This window comes from Klebsiella sp. 141161 (genome assembly GCF_050600815.1).
GTDB classification, from domain to species: Bacteria; Pseudomonadota; Gammaproteobacteria; order Enterobacterales; family Enterobacteriaceae; genus Klebsiella; species Klebsiella aerogenes.
Genome location: NZ_JAQIRN010000006.1, coordinates 61,831 through 80,387, shown reverse-complemented (window position 1 = coordinate 80,387; position 18,557 = coordinate 61,831). Strand labels below are relative to the sequence as shown.

Genomic DNA, 18,557 nt, shown 5'->3' with positions numbered 1-18,557 from the left:
AGAAAAATTACCTTAAGAATTAAATAAATAATTTATTTAATTTCTTTCCTAAATGCTTTCGGTGAGACCCCACTATATCGTCGAAAGAATCTCGAAAAATAAGCAGCATCAGTAAACCCCAAATAATCAGAAAGTTGGGTGATAGTCATGCTGGTATATTGCAGGTTACGCCGCGCTTCCAACATTAAACGTTGATGTAATACGCCTAATGCGCTGCAGCCATGAAATTCACGACACAAATAATTTAAATGCGTTGCGGAAAGCCCCACTAGCTTTGCATATTCAGCCAGCGGCAGATGTTCCCGGTAGTGGCTTTCAATCAGACGGGAAAAATGGCGCATGACGCTGCGCTTACGTTCGGCTTTGTCTTCTGTCACGGGTGTCGGCCGGCACTGGCGGTTTAACCATACTAATAGCGCTCCCAGCAGCGAATGGAGCATCATTTCGCGCGCATCATGCTCTTCGCAATATTCTTCACGTAAGGCGGTAAACAACGAACGAATATGGCCGCGGGAGCGTTTCACCGCCACGCACTGCGGCTGCGATAGCACATCAAGCGTGCGCCCAAACTGGCTTTCAAAGCGGCTCAGCAACGGCTGCGACAGCGACAGGACAAACCCTTGCGTGCCGGGCGAGAAACGAAAGCCATGGATGCATAATGCCGGCACGACCTGTATACAGGCTTCGGTCATCACCCTGGTGACGCCTTCGATTTCAATTTCAGCGCGCCCCTTATGCAGATATAAAAGCTGCACCATTTCGGCATGTTGATGTACGCGGATATGCCACTCATAAAGGCTGCTGCGCTGCAAAATGGATTCGCAATGCAGCAGATCCGGCGTCGGCCAACCGCGCTCTTCGCCATACAGGGTAAAAACGGGAATCGTGTTCGCGGTTAACATGGTCTCTCCAGTTTTCGTTTGTCGTTACGTGACGCGCTCCATCGGCAGCCCCACATAATTTTCGGCAATGGTCGTTAGCCCGGCTCGAGAACCCAGATAGTAGCGGCGGTCGGCGGCCTGCATTTTTTTATCGAATTCATTCTGTTCAGGAAAGTCGTGCAACAGGCGAGTCATAAACCAGCTGAATCTTTCTCCTTTCCACACGCGGTCGAGAGCAAAGCGCGAATAGCTGGCAATAAGATCCACCCGGCCATGGTGATAATATTCGCGCAGGATCCGCCATAAATAATTGACATCCGACGCCGCCAGATTCAGCCCCTTTGCGCCGGTTGGCGGCACGATATGCGCGGCGTCGCCGACCAGAAACAGTCTGCCGTACTGCATCGGCTCAACGACATAACTGCGCAGCGGCGCAATGCTCTTCTCAAGTGAGTGACCAGTTACTAACTTATTTGCCAGATCCTCCGGCAGGCGGCGTTTTAGCTCATCCCAGAAGCGTTCATCAGACCACGCCGAGACGCTATCGCTTAGCGGCACCTGCAGGTAATAGCGGCTGCGGGTGAGTGAGCGCTGACTACACAATACAAATCCGCGTTCGTGATGAGCGTAAATCAGCTCCGGATTCACCGGCGGCGTATCCGCCAGCAAACCTAACCAACCAAACGGCCACACGCTTTCATACTCTTTGAGAATGTCACGTGGAATACTTTGCCGCGAAACGCCGTGGAAACCATCGCAACCGGCAATAAAGTCACACTCCAGTCGACACTTTTCGCCGCCGCTCACGTAGGAGACCACCGGCCGGTCGCTCTTAACATCCTCGATTGCCACCTCGCTAACGCCATAGATAATCGCCGCGCCGCTGTCGCGTCTTGCCGCCATCAGGTCACGGGTGACTTCAGTCTGACCGTAAACCATCACGCTTTTACCGCCGGTCAACTCGCTAAGCGGTACCGGTACCCGCTGGCCTTCAAATAAAAACTCCACGCCATGATGAACCAGCCCTTCCGCGTCCATGCGCTTCGCCACTCCCGCTTCACGCAGTAGTTCGACGGTACCGTTTTCAAGTATCCCCGCGCGGATGCGCCCCAGCACATATTCCGCACTCTGACGTTCAAGGATGACGGTATGAATACCAGCGTTATGCAGCAGTTGGCCTAACAGCAGCCCCGAAGGGCCCGCGCCAATAATGGCAACCTGTGTTCTCATAGGGTACTCGCTCTCGAAAGTTAATTGTTTGTTTATTTTTTGTTTATTAAAAGTTCACAGATGCATTTTTGATAACTCAAACGGGAAAAAGAAGGGATGAATGGCGGTAAAAATTGCACTTTCCAACGAAGTGGTGAAAGTGTGGCGCGGTTCAAATTTCAGCCAACGCCATTGATGGAGCAATTTTTGCACATTGTTTGATCCGGCACGCCGCACAACGGGGTGGAGTTCAGGTACAAGTATTAATAGAGACGCGGACAGCAGGTACTTATGCAGGCAGATAAATCAGAGCAGCGCGCCGTCACCCGGTTGTGCATCCAGTGTGCCCTTTACTTACTCCAGCACGGTGCGGAAAGCGCGCTGGTTGAGGAGCTTTCTACCCGCCTCGGGCGAGCGTTAGGTATGGATAGCGTTGAGAGCGCCATCTCCTCTAACGCGATTGTGCTCACCACGATTAAAAATGGTGAATGCCTGACTTCCACCCGCAAAAACAGCGATCGCGGAATTAACATGCACGTGGTGACGGAGGTACAGCATATCGTGATCATGGCCGAACATAAGCTGTTGGATTACAAAGATGTCGAGAAGCGCTTTTCGCAGATCAAACCCTTGCGCTACCCGCGTTGGCTGCTGGTATTGATGGTGGGCCTCTCCTGCGCCTGCTTTTGTAAATTGAACAACGGCGGCTGGGATGGCGCGGTGGTGACCTTCTTTGCCAGCACCGTCGCCATGTATATTCGCCAGCTGCTGACCCATCGTTCCATGCATCCGCAGATTAATTTCTGCATTACCGCCTTCGTCGCTACCACGATTTCCGGGCTGATGCTGCGTCTGCCGGCCTTTAGCGACACGCCGACTATCGCCATGGCCGCCAGCGTGCTGTTGCTGGTTCCCGGCTTTCCGTTAATTAACGCCGTGGCCGATATGTTCAAGGGCCATATTAATACCGGGCTGGCCCGCTGGGCGATCGCCAGCCTGCTGACGCTGGCGACCTGTATTGGGGTGGTGATGGCAATGACCGTGTGGGGGCTACGCGGATGGGCATAATCTCTTACCTTTTCGACCTGGCGCAGGATATGGCGCTGGCGGCCATCCCTGCCGTCGGCTTTGCGATGGTGTTCAACGTTCCACAGCGCGCGCTGCGCTGGTGCGCATTACTGGGGGCTATCGGCCACGGCTCGCGGATGGTAATGATGAGCGCAGGCTTCAATATAGAATGGGCCACCTTTCTCGCCGCGTTACTGGTCGGCAGTATCGGCATTCAATGGTCGCGCTGGTATCTGGCGCACCCGAAGATATTTACCGTCGCCGCAGTGATCCCGATGTTCCCTGGGATTTCGGCTTATACGGCGATGATCTCGGCCGTCAAAATCAGCCATTTTGGTTACTCCGAAGAGATGATGATTATGCTGTTAAGCAACTTTTTAAAAGCCTCCTCCATCGTCGGGGCGCTCTCTATCGGGCTATCTATTCCCGGTTTGTGGCTCTATCGCAAACGCCCGCGCGTATAACCGGCAGCGCTGCTTCCTGGCCTCGCACTATGCTACTATGTCAGCAATTCCCCCACTCTTTGCTGTTCAGAGTTGAGATAGCGTTATGTCTTCACGAATTTTAACCACCGACTTTTGCGGTCTTGACGATTTCGTCGAGAACCACGCGGCCAGGCTGCAAAAATCAGCCAGCGGCGCCGTCGCCGTGTTTGCCAATAACGCCCCGGCGTTTTACGCGCTGACGCCGGAGCGCCTGGCGCAGTTGCTGGAACTGGAAGCGAAACTGGCGCGCCCCACCAGCGATATCGCGCTGGATGCGCAGTTCTTTGACGAGCCGAGCGCCGCGCCCGTCGCCGTGCCGATGGGGAAATTCGCCATGTATGCCGGCTGGCAGCCGGATACCGATTTTCAGCGTCTGGCGGCGCTGTGGGGCATCGCCCTGACGCAGCCGGTCACCCCTGAAGAACTGGCTGCCTTTGTCGCCTACTGGCAGGCGGAAGGCAAAGTTTTCCACCACGTGCAGTGGCAGCAAAAGCTGGCGCGTAGCGTGCAAATCGGCCGCGCCAGCAACGGCGGGCAGCCGAAGCGCGATGTGAACACCATTAGCGAACCCGATAACCAGATCCCGCGAGGTTTCCGAGGATGAGCATGAAAAACGTTGGCGATCTCATGAAGCGCCTGCAAAAAATGATGCCAGCCCACGTGCAACCGGCGTTTAAAACCGGCGAAGAGCTGTTGGCCTGGCAAAAAGAGCAAGGTAAGCTGCGTTCAGAGGCGCTGGAGCGGGAAAATCGGGCGATGAAAATGCAGCGCACCTTTAATCGCTCCGGGATCCGTCCATTACATCAGAACTGTTCATTTGATAATTACCGGGTCGAAAACGACGGGCAGATGATAGCCCTATCCCGCGCCCGCCAGTACGTTGAAGAGTTTGACGGCAATATTGCGAGCTTTATCTTCTCCGGCAAGCCGGGCACCGGTAAAAATCATCTTGCCGCCGCTATCTGCAACGAGCTGCTGCTGCGCGGTAAATCGGTATTAATCATCACCGTCGCCGATATTATGTCGGCGATGAAAGATACCTTTGGTAATCGGGAAACCAGCGAAGAGCAATTGCTAAGCGATCTGAGCCGGGTCGATCTGCTGGTTATCGACGAAATCGGTATGCAAACCGAATCGCGCTACGAGAAAGTGATCATCAACCAGATTGTCGATCGTCGCTCCTCCTCGAAACGCCCGACCGGCATGCTGACCAACAGTACCATGGATGAAATGAACAAACTGCTCGGCGAACGCGTCATGGATCGCATGCGCCTTGGTAATAGCCTGTGGGTAAACTTCACCTGGGATAGCTACCGCGATCGCGTTACCGGTAAAGAGTATTGAGAGATTTCCGAGCTCAAGCGGCGTTATACTGAAGAGATTCTTAAGTAACGACGAAGAGTACGTTTATGAAATCTTTGCAGACAGCTTTTTGCGCCGCTATCGCAGCCGGCGCGTTGATGGCGGCCCCCACCTACGCCGCCTCCTGGCAGGACTCACTCAATAGCGCCGCCAGCCAGCTCAGCAGCAGTTCCCAGCAAAGCGGCGGCGGTATGTCGATGTCGTCCTTAACCAGCCTGCTCAACGGCGGCAACCAGGCGCTCACCTCCAGCAGCATGAACAATGCCGCCGGCGTTCTCTCTTATTGCGCGCAAAAAAAACTGACCTCGGTCACCAACGCCGACAACGTGAAAAACCAGGTACTGGATAAGCTTGGCCTGAGCACGCCGGAGAAACAGAAACAGGATACCGGTTATCTGGAAGGGCTACAGGGATTGCTGAGCAGTAATAACGGCCAGCAGTTGAATCTCAACACCCTGGGCAGCAGCCCGCTGGCTGAAAAAGTGAAGACCAAAGCCTGTGACCTGGTACTGAAACAGGGCGTTAACTTCCTGTCTTAAATTTCCCCGCCGATGCCGCGTTTGGCGCTTTAGCGTCGCCAGCGCGGCCGCAATCGCTATTTTTACTTTTCTGCTCCTGTTTTCCCCGTGACGACAGGATGAGACATCGTACAAAAAAGACGCTTTCTAAACCAATTCTGAATCACAGCACACTTTCATGACACTACAATTGCAGCAGAAAGACGCTGCCATTACAGTGTAGCGTGAAAATCGATCTATCCGGCCAGCCCGCCGCTGGCGCACATGAGGGTTAGCTGTGTCAGAGTTGTTATCCATCGCCTTGTTTCTCGCCTCGGTGGTGATCTATGCCTGGAAAGCCGGTCGCAATACCTGGTGGTTCTCTGCCACTCTTGCGGTGCTGGGGCTGTTTGTTGTGCTCAATATCACCCTCTACGCCAGCGACTACTTCACCGGCGACGGTATTAACGACGCGGTACTCTATACCCTGACCAACAGCCTGACCGGCGCGGGCGTCAGTAAATATATTCTGCCGGGTATCGGTCTGGTGCTGGCGCTGGTCGCCGTGTTTGGCGCCCTCGGTTGGATATTACGCCGTCGCCGCCACCATCCGCATCACTTTGGCTACAGCCTGATAGCGCTGGTACTGGCGCTGGCCTCCGTCGACGCCAGCCCGGCGTTCCGCCAAATCACCGAACTCGTGAAATCGCAGTCCCGCGACGGCGATCCGGACTTCACGGCTTACTACAAAGAGCCGTCGAAAAGCATCAACAATCCGCAGCTGAATCTGGTCTATATCTACGGCGAGAGCCTGGAGCGCACCTATTTCAATAACGAGGCTTTCCCGGAGCTCACGCCGGAACTGGGTAAAATCAAAAGCGAAGGACTGGATTTCAGCAATACCGCGCAGCTTCCCGGCACCGATTACACCATCGCCGGTATGGTCGCTTCCCAGTGTGGTATTCCGCTGTTCGCGCCGTTCGAAGGCAACGCTTCCGCGGCGGTATCCAGCTTCTTCCCGCAAAATATCTGTCTCGGCGATATCCTGAAAAATTCCGGTTACGAAAACTACTTTGTACAGGGCGCCAACCTGCGCTTCGCCGGTAAAGACGTTTTCCTCAAATCCCACGGTTTCGATCACCTGTACGGTGCGGAAGAGCTGAAAACGACGGTGGCCGACCCGTCCTACCGCAACGACTGGGGCTTCTACGACGACACCGTGCTCGACGAAACGTGGAAAAAGTTCGAAGAGCTCTCCCAATCCGGCAAACGCTTTTCGCTGTTCGCCCTCACCGTCGATACCCACCATCCTGACGGCTTTATTTCGCGCACCTGCGAGCGTAAACGCTATGACATGGATGGCAAAAAGAATCTCTCCTTCAGCGCCGTGGCCTGTAGCCAGGAGCACATCGCCGCGCTAATTGAAAAGATTAAGGCCTCGCCGTACTTCAAAAATACGGTCATCGTGGTCTCGTCCGATCATCTGGCGATGAAAAACAGCGCCTGGGATTATCTGAACAAACAAGATCGCAGTAATCTGTTCTTTATCCTGCGCGGCGACCAGCCTCAGCAGGATGTGCTGGCCGTGAAGCGTAATACCATGGATAACGGCGCGACGGTGCTGGATATTCTCGGCGGCGATAACTATATCGGCCTTGGCCGCAGCAGCCTTTCCGCAGAATCGCTCTCCACTATCTTCATGAACATGAAAGAGAAAGTGCTGGCATGGAAACCGGACGTCATTCGTCTGTGGAATTTCCCGAAGGAGATTAAGAGCTTCAGCATCGACTCGCAGAAGAACATGATCTCATTCTCCGGTAGCCATTTCCGTCTGCCGCTGCTGCTACGGGTCTCGGATCAGCGCGTCGAGCCGATTCCGGAAAGCGAGTATTCCGCGCCGCTGCGCTTCCAGTTGGCGGACTTCGCCCCACGCGACAATTTCGTATGGGTCGACCGCTGCTACAAGATGGGCCAACTGTGGCGGCCGGAACTGGCGCTGTCCACCGACTGGTGCGTCTCGCAAGGTCAGCTGGGCGGCCAACAGCAGGTACAGCACGTCGACAAGCCGCAATGGCAGGGCAAAACCGTCTTCAAAGATACCGTTATCGATATGGAGCGCTACAAAGGCAACGTCGATACGTTGAAAATTGTCGATAACGATATTCGCTATAAAGCCGATAGCTTTGTGTTTAATGTCGCCGGCGCGCCGGAGGAGGTCAAACAGTTCAGCGGCATCTCGCGGCCTGAGCTGTGGGGACGCTGGTCCAACGCCCAGCTCGGTGACGAAGTGAAGATTGAATATAAAGAACCGCTGCCGGAAAAATTCGATCTGGTGATCACCGCCAAGGCCTTCGGCCCGAACGCCAACCAGCCAATACCGGTGCGCGTCGGGAAAAGTGAGCAAGTACTTACTTTAGCCAATGAAGTGACTACGACGACGCTGCATTTCGAGAACCCGGCACGCAGCAACACCTTAACTATCACTCCGCCGGAGCCGCAGTCCACCAACGAAGGCAATATTGTCGGCCACGCGCCGCGCCAGTTGGGCATTGGCATGGTGGATATTAAAATCGTCGGTCGCGAAGGTTAACACCTACGGCCCGGCTTCTGCGCCGGGCTAGTTCAAGCGCAGGCACATCTCGTACTGCTGCAGCGCCAGCGGCGCATAACCCGCCGATTTAAACAGCGGCGTGAAGGTTTCCGGGATGGTCACCGAAGTGCTTAATCCCGGAAACTGTTGAGCCAGCGCGATCAGCATTTCCCGCCCCAGCCCGCGTCCGCGCGCCGCCGGCGTCAGCCATAAAAACTGCAGCTGCGGCTTGCTGGCAGTGGTTGCCAGCACGGCGAAGGCCTGCTGCTGCAGCGTCAACGCCCGACATGGCAAGGTAATAAAGGTCAGTGGATCCAGCAGCCACGGCAGTTGCCCTTCCTGCTCCAGGCTTGCATGACGCAGCAGACTCAGCAAATCGTAATCCTCCAGGGGAGACTCACGCGGCTCCGCTTGCCCCGCGCTGAGATAGCCGCACAGCCCGTGACGCACGGTAAAGCCCAATGACTGATACAGCGCCACCGCCCGGTGATTATCGCGGATCACCTCCAGCCACATTCGCTGTACGCCCTGAGCGCGTAAATCGGCGATAAGCGAGGTCATCAATTGTCGCCCTCGTCCTTTGCCGCGAAATCCGGGATGAATAGCAAAAGCCGCCAGTCGCGCATCGCGCCCGCGGCGGGCGATGAGCCCGATAGCCGCCGGTTCATCTCCTGCCAGCCACACCTTAGACTGCAACAGGTTTAACCCTTCGGCGCTAAAGCGCTGTACAAACAGATCTACCGACATCGATACCGGCACCAAATAATCGGCAAAGCAGTCATTCAAAATCGTAGTCAACTGCGCGCCGCTAAACTGGACGGCAGGAACGGCGGTGAACTCCATGCATTTCTCCCTGAGGCTGCTATGCTGAGGCGATGAAAACTAACACTATAAACCCCACTTTCACTTTTCGCCTGACCGAAGAAGGCGATCTGCCGCTGCTGCCCGCGCTGGAGCGTTCGGCGGCACAATCCTTTGCGCGCATTCCCGCTTTCGCCTGGCTGGCGGAAAGCCCGGTAATGAGCGTTGAACAGCACCGGCAATACCTGGAAACCGGCCATAGCCTGCTGGCGCTTGCTGACGACAGGCCCGTTGGTTTCCTGCTGAGCGAGCCGCTGGACGATGCCCTGTTTATTGTAGAAATCTCCGTCCACCAGCAGTGGCAGGGCCAGGGTATTGGCCGCGTCCTGCTTAGCCAAACTATCGACAACGCCCGCCGCGACGGCTTCCCGGCGGTGACGCTCACCACCTTTCGCGAGGTGCCGTGGAACGCGCCCTTTTATACCCGGCTGGGCTTCACCATCCTCAATGAACTGCACCTACCCGAAGGGCTGGCGGCGAAACGCGCGCTGGAAACGGAGCATGGCCTGACGGCGGAAACCCGCTGTGCGATGCGCCTTGATTTTTAACGCCGCGAGAGGCGCCGCGCTGATTTTGTCACCGGTCTATGGTACAAAGTACCATTCCTAATACATAACCTGATACCCGGAATGGCCTACTCGATCGATATCATCTCCTGCATCACCGACCGCTTTATGGCGCTGACCGCGACCGAAAAGCGCATTGCGCAGTTTATTCTCGACGACGTCGCCGCCGCGGCGGAAATGCCGATTGCCGAACTGGCACGCCTGACCGACACCAGCCAGGCATCGGTGACGCGCTTTGCGCGTGCGCTGGGCTGCAAAGACGTGCGCGAACTGAAAATGAAGCTCGCCCAGTCGCTGGCCATTGGTCAGCGCTTTATTCTCGACGTACCGGATCTGGAAGGCGTACAGGGAATTTATGAATCAATCATCAGCGTGCTGGAAACCAACCGCCGGGCGCTGGACCTTGCGGCGCTGAAACGCGCGGTGGAATGGATTAGCGACGCCCGTCAGGTGCTTGCGCTGGGTATGGGCGGCGGTTCGACCATCTGCGCGCAGGAGATCCAGTATCGCCTGTTCCGCCTCGGGTTGCCGGTAGTCAGCCAGAGCGACGGCCTGCTGGTGCGCATGATGAGTTCAGCGGTGACGGCGAAAGATGTGGTGATTGTGCTGTCGCTCGGCGGCTATACCAAAGAGATGATTGAAAGCGCCGCCATCGCCCGGCAATATGGGGCGAAAATTGTCGCCATTACCCCGCCGGAAACGCCACTGGCGGCGCAGGCCGATATCGTGCTACCGCTGCTGGTGAGCGAAAACGACTATATTTTCAAGCCCAGCGCTTCACGCTATGCGATGTTGGCGATGGTAGATGTGCTGGCCACCGAACTGGCGATGGCCAATAAACCGCAGGCGAAAGACCGCCTGCGCCGCATTAAGCTGGCGCTCGACGACCACCGCGACGGCGTCGACCGACTGCCGCTCGGCGATTAATCGCCGCAGGCGGCGATAAAGCGTTGCGCCTGCTGGCGGGTACGCGCCAACGGCTGCCCGGCGCGGTAGAGATCGCTGCCTAACCCCGCCCCCGCGCAGCCCGCCTGACGCCAGCTGTGCAGGTTTTCCGGCGTCACGCCGCCGACCGCCAGCACCGGCACCTCCGGCGGCAACACCGCTTTCAGCGCGCGGATATAGTCCGGGCCGAATGCCGATGACGGAAAGATTTTCAGCCATTGCGCCCCGGCATCCAGCGCGCTAAACGCCTCGGAGGCCGTGGCACAGCCGGCGCACACCAGCATCCCCTTTTCTACCGCGCGGCGGATCACCGCCGGGGCCGTATTGGGCGTCACGATAAGCTTCGCCCCGGCTTCAGCCAGAAAATCAACCTGCTCAACCTTCAGCACCGTCCCCGCGCCAATCACCGACCGTTCGCCAAACTGGCGCACCATCGCCGGAATACTCTGTTGCCAGTCCGGCGAGTTAAGCGGAATTTCAATATAGCGAAAACCTGCATCGATAAGCGCGGCGATATGCTCCGCCGCTTCACCGGGCTGAATACCGCGTAAAATCGCCACCAGTTTAACCTTGTCCATCAATCATCCTCGCTATACCCGAAAGAAACGCCGCCTCGCCGGAGCAACAGGAAACGGTCAACCCTCGCGCCGCCATCGCCTGCTGATAACGGGCACTAAGCGAGTGCTCACCAACCAGCACCACGCGGCTGGCGCGATAGCGCTCGCTAAAGGTCGCCACCTCCGTGCCAATCAACAGCCCGGAGAGATAATCGCTCACCGAAGTCGCCGCCAGCGCCCCTAACACCCGCGCGGCACGGGCGCTAAAAAGCCCGGACAACAACGCCGGCTGATTTAGCCCTTTTTCCATACCGAGAGCGAAAGCGGCGTCATCAGGTTGTTGTACAGGCAGTTGCTGGCCGAGCAGCGAATGATTAAGCAGCAGGTGATGCAGTTCGCCGGTCATCGCCGTGGCGAACTGGCGCACCACGCCGTTCTGCACCTGCACCCATTTACAGTGGGTGCCGGGCATCACGTAACACTCCGCGGGCATCCGTTGCCAGGCGCCCAGCAGCTGCGTTTCTTCACCGCGCATCACATCGTAATCTGCGGCCTGCGCCACTTTCAGCCCCGGCACGATCCACACGTTTTCCGCCACCTCATGTAACTGACCGTTGAGCGCCTCCAGCGCCAGCGGGCAGGCCAGATATGGCACCGGTTGCCAACCGGCATCGCTGCCGATCATCCCCGCCATCACCACCGGCAGCGCGGGGTCGCCGCGCCACGGCGCCAACTGCTGCTGAAATACCGCTTCGGGGCGCTGCCCGTTCAGGCGCGTGATGCCGCAGGGCAGCTTCAGCTTGTCGATGCATTCGCCATCACGCATCCGCCATGCCCGCAGCTGCGTAGAGCCCCAATCGACGGCAATATACTCGTTCATGATTACCCCTTACCCGCGTGAGGTATGACGTTTGCCAATCGGCAACGGCGGTGGCGTTGGGCGGCTTTCACGTTCGTGGGTAATCATCTCCAGCGCCTGCTCGCGGCTCATGCTGCTGGCCGGGGTCAGTAACGTCACCACAACCGAAGCCACCAGGCTCGTCAGTACCGCCGGAATACACGGGTTGCCCCAGAACGCCAGCCAGTCGCTATCCACCAGCACCGCAACCGATGCTCCGGCGCCGCCGGCGAGCGCGGCGACCGCGCCCTGCCAGTTAAAGCGTTTCCAGAAGCGGCCAAGCATGGTGCAGATAAACATGCCGGACATAATCATCGAGATCATTTTGGTGATATAGCTGATGATGTCATTGGAGGTCAGGGCAAACAGCAGCGCCAGCGCAATCACCAGAACCAGGAAGATCCGCGACAGGCGAATGGCTTTCTCCGGCGCGGGCATATGGCCGGTCACCAGGGTGTAGAGGTCGCGCAGCATGATGGACACCGCGGCGATGGCATCAGAGCTACCGGAAGACATATTGGCCGACATGCCGGCAATCAGGATCGCCATCGCCAGCACCGGCGGCAGCACCTGGGTGGCAAATAAGAAGGCGAAGCCGCTGTTTTCCAACTGCGGGTTCATGGTCCATACCGCCATACCGATGATCGCCGGCAGGAAGGAGAAGCCCAGATACAGCAGGCCGGTAATCGTGAAGGACTGACGTACCGAGGAGACGGTCTTCGCCGAGTAAATACGCTGACGATAAGAAGGCGTCGCCAGCACGCCGACGCCGATCACCATCGCCAATGATAGCGCCGGCAACACGCCTAATTTATCGACCGCGAACAAGCTTTGCGCCGCCGGATCGACGGCCTGCTGAATATGGCTCCAGCCGCCAACGTGATGAACCGCCAGCACCGCCATTAAAATAAAGCCGACGAACAGTACAATCGATTGAATGGTATCGATCCACACCACCGCGGAATAGCCGCCAATACCGACATAAACCACAAAAGCCAGCGCAATAATAATTTTTGCGACATTAATATCAATGCCGCTGGCCCACGCCAGATATAATCCGCCACCTAATATATGCGCCCCCAGCCAGCCGATAGAAGCAATAAAAATAAGTATCGCGACGAGGTTTTTAATTATTTTACTGCCGCCGGTGTAATACGACATTTCTTCACTCATGGTCATGAAGCGAAGTTTGCGTACCGGAGCGAATAACCATGCCACCAGCAGAATCCCCACCGCGCCGCCGAGGCCGTAAAGCATCCCGGCCCAGCCGTTGCTGTAGCCAAAGCCGACGGCGCCGACGCTGGAGCCGGTGCCCACCATGGTGCCGACCGTCGAGCCGAGAGTGAGGATCATCGGCAGCGAACGGCCGCCAAGTAAAAAGTCTTCGCCGGTTTTCTGTTTGCGCGAAACGTACCAACCTAAGGTAATCATCGCGCAGGCATAAACGGAAAACCAAATCATAAATGACATATTATTCATGGCTCACATCCAGACGTAATAAATAATATTCGTGCCGCTGAATATTATGAGTTAACAGGAACCATGCCTGAAAAAAGGCATAGCGAACCCAGTGGCACCGATTTATTTATTCACTCTGGTGCCGATATCACACTTTTTTGATGCTCCCTCCCGGAAAGGGAGGGATTTATTTTTAGGTTTCGAGCGTTATTGTCGCGCAGCGTTAAAACAGGTCACATCCACTTCAACTTTGCAATCCACCACCAGGTCCGCCACGCAGCAAATGCGCGCTGGCGGATTATCGCCAAAGAACTCGCGAAATACCTTATTGAACGACTGGAAATAGCGCGCGTCGGTGAGGATCACTTTGACGTGCACTACGTCCGCCAGGCCGTAGCCGGCTTCGCTCATGATGTCGACGCAGTTCTGGATCGCCAGCCGCGATTGTTCGACGATGCCGCCTTCTACGACTTCGCCATTTTTCATTGGCGTCTGCCCGGAAACGTACAGCCAGCCGCCGGCTTCCACCGCGCGGGCGAACGGCAGATGCTGACCGCCGGTTCCGGTACCGCCTTCTACGCCATAACGTTTGATACTCATATTCAACTCCTTAGTCCATCCGACGGCGCAGGAAACGCCCTGCCCGCCCGGTAATTTTCTTATCACTGCCGTAGCTCATCACGCCGTTGACCATCACCGCCTCAATGCCGTCCGCCGGTCGTTTCGGATCGGAGAAGCTAGCAACATCGCGCACCGTCTGCGGGTCAAACAGCACCAGGTCGGCGAAGTAGCCAATTTTCACCAGCCCGCGATCCGCCAGTTGGAAGCGGGCCGCCGACAGCCCGGTCATCTTGTGTACCGCGGTAGTCAGCGGGAATAGCTGCTCGTCGCGGCTATAGTGGCCGAGTACCCGCGGGAAGGCGCCCCACAGGCGCGGATGCGGCATCGGATCGTTCGGTAGCCCGTCAGAGCCAATCATGGTGACCGGATAGCGCATCACTCGCCGTACGTCCTGCTCATCCATGTTGTAGTAGATAGCGCCCGCCGGCATCAGCCGCGCCGCGGCGTCGTGCAGGCTCACCTGCCACTCATCGGCGATCTGCTGCAACGTTTTCCCCGCCTGTTCCGGCTGCGCTTCGGACCAGGTGATCACGATATCAAACTCGTCGGTCACCTGTTTCATATCCAGCGTCGACGAGCTGGCGGAGTAGGGATAACAGTCGCAGGCGATATCCTGCTGCTGGCGCATCTCATCGAAAAACGCCAGCGTCTCTTTGGTACGCCCCCAGTTTTTCGCCCCGGCGCACTTGTGGTGCGAAACCACCACCGGCACGTTGCCGTGGCGGCCGATACGGAAGGCTTCGTCCAGCGCCTCAAGAATCGGCTCAAACTCTGAACGTAAATGGGTGGTATAGACGCCCTTCCCGGCTGCCAGCTCTTCCGCCAGCGCCATCACCTCTTCGGTGGTCGACTGGAAAGCGCTGGCATAGGCCAGCCCGGTACTGAGACCTAACGCCCCCTGGCGCAGCGCATCGCGTAGCTGTACGCGCATGCCGGCGATTTCCGTCTCGTTCGCCGGACGAAACAGATCGTCCATATGGTTATTGCGCAGCGCGGTGTGACCGATTAACGTGCCGACATTCAGCGACGGCCGCGCCGCTTCCACCGCATGGGCATAAGCCTCCACGGTGGGATAGATAAAGTGCTGCTGCTCGCCGAGGAGATTCATCGGGTCCGGCACTTCCCCGCGCATGGTAGCGGTCGCCGCACTGATCCCGCAGTTGCCGACGATCACCGTCGTCACCCCCTGGCTGAGCTTCGGCAAGTACTCTGGCATGCGGATAACGTTGATATCATCATGGGTATGCACATCAATAAAGCCCGGCGCCAGTACCCGCCCCTGGCCTTCAATTTCCTGCTCCGCCGCGACGTCCAGCGCCGGGGCGATAGCCATTATTCGGTCGCCCTTCACCGCCACATCGGCACGGTATTGCGGCCCGCCGCTCCCGTCGATCACCGTGACGTTTTTGAAAAGCCAGTCAACTTTCATAGCAATTACTCCCTTTCGACATGCCGATAAGTTAACCATTTACAAGCGCAAAAAACAGTGGAAAACTACGCAAAACCCAGATCATTTTGTGATACTTTTATTCAAATCGAATAACATTTTTATATTAAAAATATATTTATCAAATAGTTATAAATGATACCCAGCGATTAACCGATTATAAACTCTGAAAGGATAGTGTTATGAAATACCATTCAGCACCGCTCATCCCGCACAAATCCGCCCTCATGTCCGCGCCGGCTAATCTGCTGGCGGAAGAGGTCTGTCTGCCCGCCGCGCTGTTAAAAAAGTCGGCGCTGGAAAACAATATTTCATGGATGCAGCGCTATGCCGACGCCCGCGGCGTGTCGCTGGCGCCGCATGGTAAAACGACAATGACGCCATGGATATTTCAGGCGCAGCAGCGAGCGGGAGCGTGGGGGATCGGCGTGGGCAGCGCCTGGCAGGCCAGCGCGGCAATGGCCAGCGGCATCCAACGCGTCCTGATGGTCAATCAGCTGGTCGGCAAGGCCAATATGCAGGTGGTCGCGCAGCTAAAAGCCCACTATCGGGCAGTGGATTTTATCTGCTGCGTCGATAGCGAGGCCAACGTGCGCGCCCTTTCCGCGTTTTTCGCCGCCCAAGGACAAACGCTGGATGTGCTGATTGAACTTGGCGTGCCGGGCGGGCGCTGCGGCTGTCGTAGCGTCGATGACGCGCTGGCGCTGGCGCAGCGGGTAAGCGACCTGCCGGGGTTACGGCTACGCGGGCTGGAATTGTATGAAGGGGTGCTGCACGGCGACGATCCGCAGCCGCAGGTGGAAGCGCTATTACAGCAGGCCGCGGCGCTTGCCTGCCGCATGGAGCCGCTGGTTGACGGCGAATTTATTCTCACCGGCGCGGGCACCGTCTGGTATGACGTGGTGTGCAACATCTGGCTGGCGGCGGCAAAACCGCGCCGCTGCCGTATCGTCATCCGCCCTGGCTGTTATATCACCCACGATCGCGGGATCTACGATCTCGCACAACAAGAGCTGATCGCCCGCGATCCAATTGCCTGCGATCTCGCCGGCGATCTCGCTTCAGCGCTGGAGCTGATGGCGATGGTGCAATCGGTACCGGAGGCGGATCGCGCGGTGGTGAATTTCGGCAAGCGCGACTGCGCTTTCGACGCCGGGCTGCCGCAGCCGATCGCCCATTATCGTAACGGCCAGCAGTTAGCGCTGCGCGCGGAGTCGATCGTCAGTATCGGCATCATGGATCAACACTGCATGCTGCGCCTGGCGCCTGGCAGCGATGTGCAGGTCGGCGATATTCTGCTGTTCGGCACCTCGCACCCGTGTCTGACCTTTGATAAGTGGAAGACGCTGCTGCTGGTCGATGACGACTACAACGTGCTGGACGAGCTCGACACGCTATTTTGACAGGCATCCCGGGTAGCGGCGCTTCGCGCCTTACCCGGCCTACGGTCCGTGCAACCTGCCGTTAATTTCTTCACCACGCTGGCTGACACTACTGGTGCTGGTGATCTCAAAATCCCCCGGTGGCGCTGCCGCTTACCGGGGCTACAGCGCTTTGCGATTTGGTAGCCCGGAGAAGGCGCAACGCGCCGCGTCCGGGAAAACCCCTTAAAAAAGTTGCAAACCGATAACAGTCCCCGCGGACGCCACACAATAAACCGACTATAGCCGCGTCAGGGCCTCGCGCATTCCTGCGGTCAGGATCACCTCCAGATACCGCGTAACCTGTTCAGCCAGTCCGGGGATCGCCATCAGATCTTCACCCCAATGCGCTTTATCCTGCAAAACCTCCACAACCAGTTCATGTAATGGGCGACCGTTCGCCACCTGCGCCCACCCTTCGGCAAAGCGGGCTAACCAGGCTTCATCATCCTGTAGTGGATACATCTGCCCCTCCCGCTGGCCGCGATAGAAGGCGATAAGCGCCGCCAGAGCAAACGTTAGCCGCGGCGGAATCGCGCTATGCTGGCGAATATTCGTCAGCAGCTGCGGCAGGAGCCGGGTACGGAATTTGGTCATCCCATTCAGGGCGATAGACAGCAACTGATGACGGATATACGGATTACGAAAGCGCCCGGTGACAGCACCCGCAAACTGCCGTAACTCGTCGGCAGGTAAATCAAGCGCCGGAATAATCTCTTCGCTGATGGTTTGCTGCACATAATGGCGAATGGCCTCGTCCTGCATCGCTTCACCAACGGTATCTACGCCGCACAACCACGCCACGGGGACCAGCGCAGTGTGCGCACCATTGAGAATGGCGACTTTGCGCTCTTTATAAGGCCGAATATCGTCGACGATATGAATATTAAGCGGGCAACGGTCGAGCCGCAGTTTCTTCGCCAACGCCTGCGGCCCCTGGATAACGAACAACCAGAAGTATTCGGCGGTATCAAGAAACGCATCGTGATAGCCCAGCTCTGCTTCCAGCTTTTGCGCCTCATCGCGCGGGTAGCCCGTCACGATGCGATCAACCAGCGTAGAACAGAAGGTATTGGCCGTTTCAATCCAGTCGCTAAAAGCCGCAGGCAACTGCCACTCTTCGGCATAGCGCAGCACCAGCGCCTTCAGCGCCTCGCCGTTATAATCAATCAGCTCGCAGGGAATCATCATCCAGCCCTTATCCGCTGCGCCGTCGAAATGGTGAAACCGTTCGAGCAGGAGCTGGGTCAGCTTCGCCGGAAAGCTCACCGGTGGCATATCGTCTGGCCGATCTCCGGCATGGTAGCTAATGCCCGCTTCGGTGGTATTCGAAAACACAAACTCAATATCCGGATTACGCGCCAACGCGAGATAACCGGCAAAATCCTGCCAGGGATTGATCTCATGATTCACACAACGAACGATCCTCGCTTCGCTCACCGCCTCGCCGCTCTCATCCAGCCCGCGAATCACCGTGGTATAGAGCCCGTCCTGAGTATTTAACGACGGCGGAAACTCGGTGTTGATCGGGCGAATAATGGTCACACCTGCCGCCAGATCGGTTTTCTCATTCAACAGATCCAGCTGCCAGTCAATAAAGGCCCGCAGGAAATTACCCTCGCCGAACTGAATCACGCGCGTTGGGTACTGCGGCCCGGGAAAATCTTTTCTGTTTAACGTTTTCATGGCCT

General features: G+C 57.1%; 19 protein-coding genes. 10 read left to right on the top strand and 9 right to left on the bottom strand.

Going from position 1 to position 18,557, the window contains the following annotated elements; genetic code table 11:
* Window positions 1-32 precede the first annotated feature (32 nt).
* Together PGR79_RS16425 and pobA are read right to left on the bottom strand one after the other, a co-directional pair.
* A complete protein-coding gene (locus PGR79_RS16425) occupies window positions 33-902 on the bottom strand; it encodes a helix-turn-helix domain-containing protein (protein ID WP_087858223.1) in 870 nt (289 codons plus the stop codon).
* A gap of 24 nt (window positions 903-926) precedes the next feature.
* Window positions 927-2,111 (bottom strand): 4-hydroxybenzoate 3-monooxygenase, encoded by a 1,185-nt coding sequence (pobA, locus tag PGR79_RS16420; protein WP_113374546.1) that lies wholly within the window; start codon window positions 2,109-2,111, stop codon window positions 927-929.
* A 270-nt stretch (window positions 2,112-2,381) separates the two neighbouring features.
* Here pobA and PGR79_RS16415 point away from each other — a divergent pair, with 270 nt between their 5' ends.
* The 6 genes from PGR79_RS16415 to opgB all read left to right on the top strand — a co-directional run bounded on the left by PGR79_RS16415 (window position 2,382) and on the right by opgB (window position 8,092).
* Window positions 2,382-3,158 carry a threonine/serine ThrE exporter family protein gene (locus PGR79_RS16415; RefSeq protein ID WP_087858225.1) on the top strand — a complete coding sequence of 259 codons (777 nt, stop codon included), beginning with the start codon at window positions 2,382-2,384 and terminating at the stop codon, window positions 3,156-3,158.
* A complete protein-coding gene (locus PGR79_RS16410; protein ID WP_015704312.1) occupies window positions 3,149-3,622 on the top strand; it encodes a threonine/serine exporter in 474 nt (157 codons plus the stop codon). Before PGR79_RS16415 ends, PGR79_RS16410 begins: the two co-directional genes overlap by 10 nt.
* 85 nt (window positions 3,623-3,707) lie before the next feature.
* Complete coding sequence (gene dnaT, locus PGR79_RS16405; protein WP_087858226.1) at window positions 3,708-4,247, top strand: primosomal protein DnaT; 540 nt, start codon at window positions 3,708-3,710, stop codon at window positions 4,245-4,247.
* A 2-nt stretch (window positions 4,248-4,249) separates the two neighbouring features.
* Window positions 4,250-4,987 carry a DNA replication protein DnaC gene (gene dnaC / locus PGR79_RS16400; protein WP_026612409.1) on the top strand — a complete coding sequence of 246 codons (738 nt, stop codon included), beginning with the start codon at window positions 4,250-4,252 and terminating at the stop codon, window positions 4,985-4,987.
* Window positions 4,988-5,052: 65 nt separating this feature from the next.
* Window positions 5,053-5,544, top strand: a complete 492-nt coding sequence (locus PGR79_RS16395) for a DUF2501 domain-containing protein (protein ID WP_015368407.1) — start codon at window positions 5,053-5,055, stop codon at window positions 5,542-5,544.
* Between the two features lie 256 nt (window positions 5,545-5,800).
* Window positions 5,801-8,092 (top strand): phosphatidylglycerol--membrane-oligosaccharide glycerophosphotransferase, encoded by a 2,292-nt coding sequence (opgB, locus tag PGR79_RS16390; protein WP_430922065.1) that lies wholly within the window; start codon window positions 5,801-5,803, stop codon window positions 8,090-8,092.
* A 27-nt stretch (window positions 8,093-8,119) separates the two neighbouring features.
* Here opgB and PGR79_RS16385 read toward each other — a convergent pair whose 3' ends face one another.
* Window positions 8,120-8,935: a GNAT family N-acetyltransferase gene (locus PGR79_RS16385; protein WP_430922063.1), complete on the bottom strand. Its 816-nt coding sequence runs from the start codon at window positions 8,933-8,935 to the stop codon at window positions 8,120-8,122.
* Between the two features lie 32 nt (window positions 8,936-8,967).
* Here PGR79_RS16385 and PGR79_RS16380 point away from each other — a divergent pair, with 32 nt between their 5' ends.
* Both PGR79_RS16380 and PGR79_RS16375 read left to right on the top strand, forming a co-directional pair.
* Window positions 8,968-9,501 (top strand): GNAT family N-acetyltransferase, encoded by a 534-nt coding sequence (locus PGR79_RS16380; RefSeq protein WP_113374543.1) that lies wholly within the window; start codon window positions 8,968-8,970, stop codon window positions 9,499-9,501.
* Window positions 9,502-9,582: 81 nt separating this feature from the next.
* Window positions 9,583-10,446, top strand: coding sequence for a MurR/RpiR family transcriptional regulator (locus tag PGR79_RS16375; protein ID WP_015368411.1), 864 nt, complete (start codon window positions 9,583-9,585; stop codon window positions 10,444-10,446).
* Here PGR79_RS16375 and PGR79_RS16370 read toward each other — a convergent pair.
* From PGR79_RS16370 to PGR79_RS16350, 5 genes are all read right to left on the bottom strand, one after another.
* The gene (locus PGR79_RS16370) at window positions 10,443-11,042 is read right to left on the bottom strand and encodes a 2-dehydro-3-deoxy-6-phosphogalactonate aldolase (protein WP_032713256.1); all 600 of its coding nucleotides are present in this window, start codon (window positions 11,040-11,042) and stop codon (window positions 10,443-10,445) included. The genes PGR79_RS16375 and PGR79_RS16370 overlap by 4 nt on opposite strands.
* On the bottom strand, window positions 11,029-11,901 hold the full coding sequence (locus PGR79_RS16365; RefSeq protein WP_308958516.1) for a 2-dehydro-3-deoxygalactonokinase: 873 nt from the start codon (window positions 11,899-11,901) through the stop codon (window positions 11,029-11,031). Before PGR79_RS16365 ends, PGR79_RS16370 begins: the two co-directional genes overlap by 14 nt.
* Window positions 11,902-11,910: 9 nt before the next feature.
* Complete coding sequence (locus tag PGR79_RS16360) at window positions 11,911-13,398, bottom strand: sodium:solute symporter family protein (RefSeq protein ID WP_045358907.1); 1,488 nt, start codon at window positions 13,396-13,398, stop codon at window positions 11,911-11,913.
* Window positions 13,399-13,584: 186 nt separating this feature from the next.
* Window positions 13,585-13,977, bottom strand: coding sequence for a RidA family protein (locus PGR79_RS16355; RefSeq protein WP_015368415.1), 393 nt, complete (start codon window positions 13,975-13,977; stop codon window positions 13,585-13,587).
* A 10-nt stretch (window positions 13,978-13,987) separates the two neighbouring features.
* Window positions 13,988-15,427 (bottom strand): D-aminoacylase, encoded by a 1,440-nt coding sequence (locus PGR79_RS16350; RefSeq protein ID WP_113374542.1) that lies wholly within the window; start codon window positions 15,425-15,427, stop codon window positions 13,988-13,990.
* Between PGR79_RS16350 and PGR79_RS16345 the strand changes: the two genes are divergently transcribed.
* Both PGR79_RS16345 and PGR79_RS16340 read left to right on the top strand, forming a co-directional pair.
* Entirely contained in the window at window positions 15,405-15,584 is a 180-nt protein-coding gene (locus tag PGR79_RS16345; RefSeq protein WP_113374541.1) for a hypothetical protein, read from the top strand. The genes PGR79_RS16350 and PGR79_RS16345 overlap by 23 nt on opposite strands.
* A 43-nt stretch (window positions 15,585-15,627) precedes the next feature.
* Window positions 15,628-16,848, top strand: coding sequence for an amino acid deaminase (locus tag PGR79_RS16340; RefSeq protein WP_113374540.1), 1,221 nt, complete (start codon window positions 15,628-15,630; stop codon window positions 16,846-16,848).
* A gap of 258 nt (window positions 16,849-17,106) precedes the next feature.
* Here PGR79_RS16340 and PGR79_RS16335 read toward each other — a convergent pair whose 3' ends face one another.
* On the bottom strand, window positions 17,107-18,552 hold the full coding sequence (locus PGR79_RS16335; protein WP_113374539.1) for a tagaturonate reductase: 1,446 nt from the start codon (window positions 18,550-18,552) through the stop codon (window positions 17,107-17,109).
* Window positions 18,553-18,557: the final 5 nt, after the last annotated feature.

What these genes read in the sequence shown, in the direction of transcription:
- pobA (WP_113374546.1), bottom strand. Translation starts at nt 2,111, where the DNA reads ATGAGAACACAGGTTGCCATTATTGGCGCGGGCCCTTCGGGGCTGCTG.
- PGR79_RS16350 (WP_113374542.1), bottom strand. Translation starts at nt 15,427, where the DNA reads ATGAAAGTTGACTGGCTTTTCAAAAACGTCACGGTGATCGACGGGAGC.
- dnaT (WP_087858226.1), top strand. Translation starts at nt 3,708, where the DNA reads ATGTCTTCACGAATTTTAACCACCGACTTTTGCGGTCTTGACGATTTC.
- PGR79_RS16360 (WP_045358907.1), bottom strand. Translation starts at nt 13,398, where the DNA reads ATGAATAATATGTCATTTATGATTTGGTTTTCCGTTTATGCCTGCGCG.
- PGR79_RS16370 (WP_032713256.1), bottom strand. Translation starts at nt 11,042, where the DNA reads ATGGACAAGGTTAAACTGGTGGCGATTTTACGCGGTATTCAGCCCGGT.
- dnaC (WP_026612409.1), top strand. Translation starts at nt 4,250, where the DNA reads ATGAAAAACGTTGGCGATCTCATGAAGCGCCTGCAAAAAATGATGCCA.
- PGR79_RS16415 (WP_087858225.1), top strand. Translation starts at nt 2,382, where the DNA reads ATGCAGGCAGATAAATCAGAGCAGCGCGCCGTCACCCGGTTGTGCATC.
- PGR79_RS16425 (WP_087858223.1), bottom strand. Translation starts at nt 902, where the DNA reads ATGTTAACCGCGAACACGATTCCCGTTTTTACCCTGTATGGCGAAGAG.
- PGR79_RS16365 (WP_308958516.1), bottom strand. Translation starts at nt 11,901, where the DNA reads ATGAACGAGTATATTGCCGTCGATTGGGGCTCTACGCAGCTGCGGGCA.
- PGR79_RS16410 (WP_015704312.1), top strand. Translation starts at nt 3,149, where the DNA reads ATGGGCATAATCTCTTACCTTTTCGACCTGGCGCAGGATATGGCGCTG.
- PGR79_RS16395 (WP_015368407.1), top strand. Translation starts at nt 5,053, where the DNA reads ATGAAATCTTTGCAGACAGCTTTTTGCGCCGCTATCGCAGCCGGCGCG.
- PGR79_RS16340 (WP_113374540.1), top strand. Translation starts at nt 15,628, where the DNA reads ATGAAATACCATTCAGCACCGCTCATCCCGCACAAATCCGCCCTCATG.
- PGR79_RS16385 (WP_430922063.1), bottom strand. Translation starts at nt 8,935, where the DNA reads ATGGAGTTCACCGCCGTTCCTGCCGTCCAGTTTAGCGGCGCGCAGTTG.
- PGR79_RS16335 (WP_113374539.1), bottom strand. Translation starts at nt 18,552, where the DNA reads ATGAAAACGTTAAACAGAAAAGATTTTCCCGGGCCGCAGTACCCAACG.
- PGR79_RS16380 (WP_113374543.1), top strand. Translation starts at nt 8,968, where the DNA reads ATGAAAACTAACACTATAAACCCCACTTTCACTTTTCGCCTGACCGAA.
- PGR79_RS16355 (WP_015368415.1), bottom strand. Translation starts at nt 13,977, where the DNA reads ATGAGTATCAAACGTTATGGCGTAGAAGGCGGTACCGGAACCGGCGGT.
- PGR79_RS16375 (WP_015368411.1), top strand. Translation starts at nt 9,583, where the DNA reads ATGGCCTACTCGATCGATATCATCTCCTGCATCACCGACCGCTTTATG.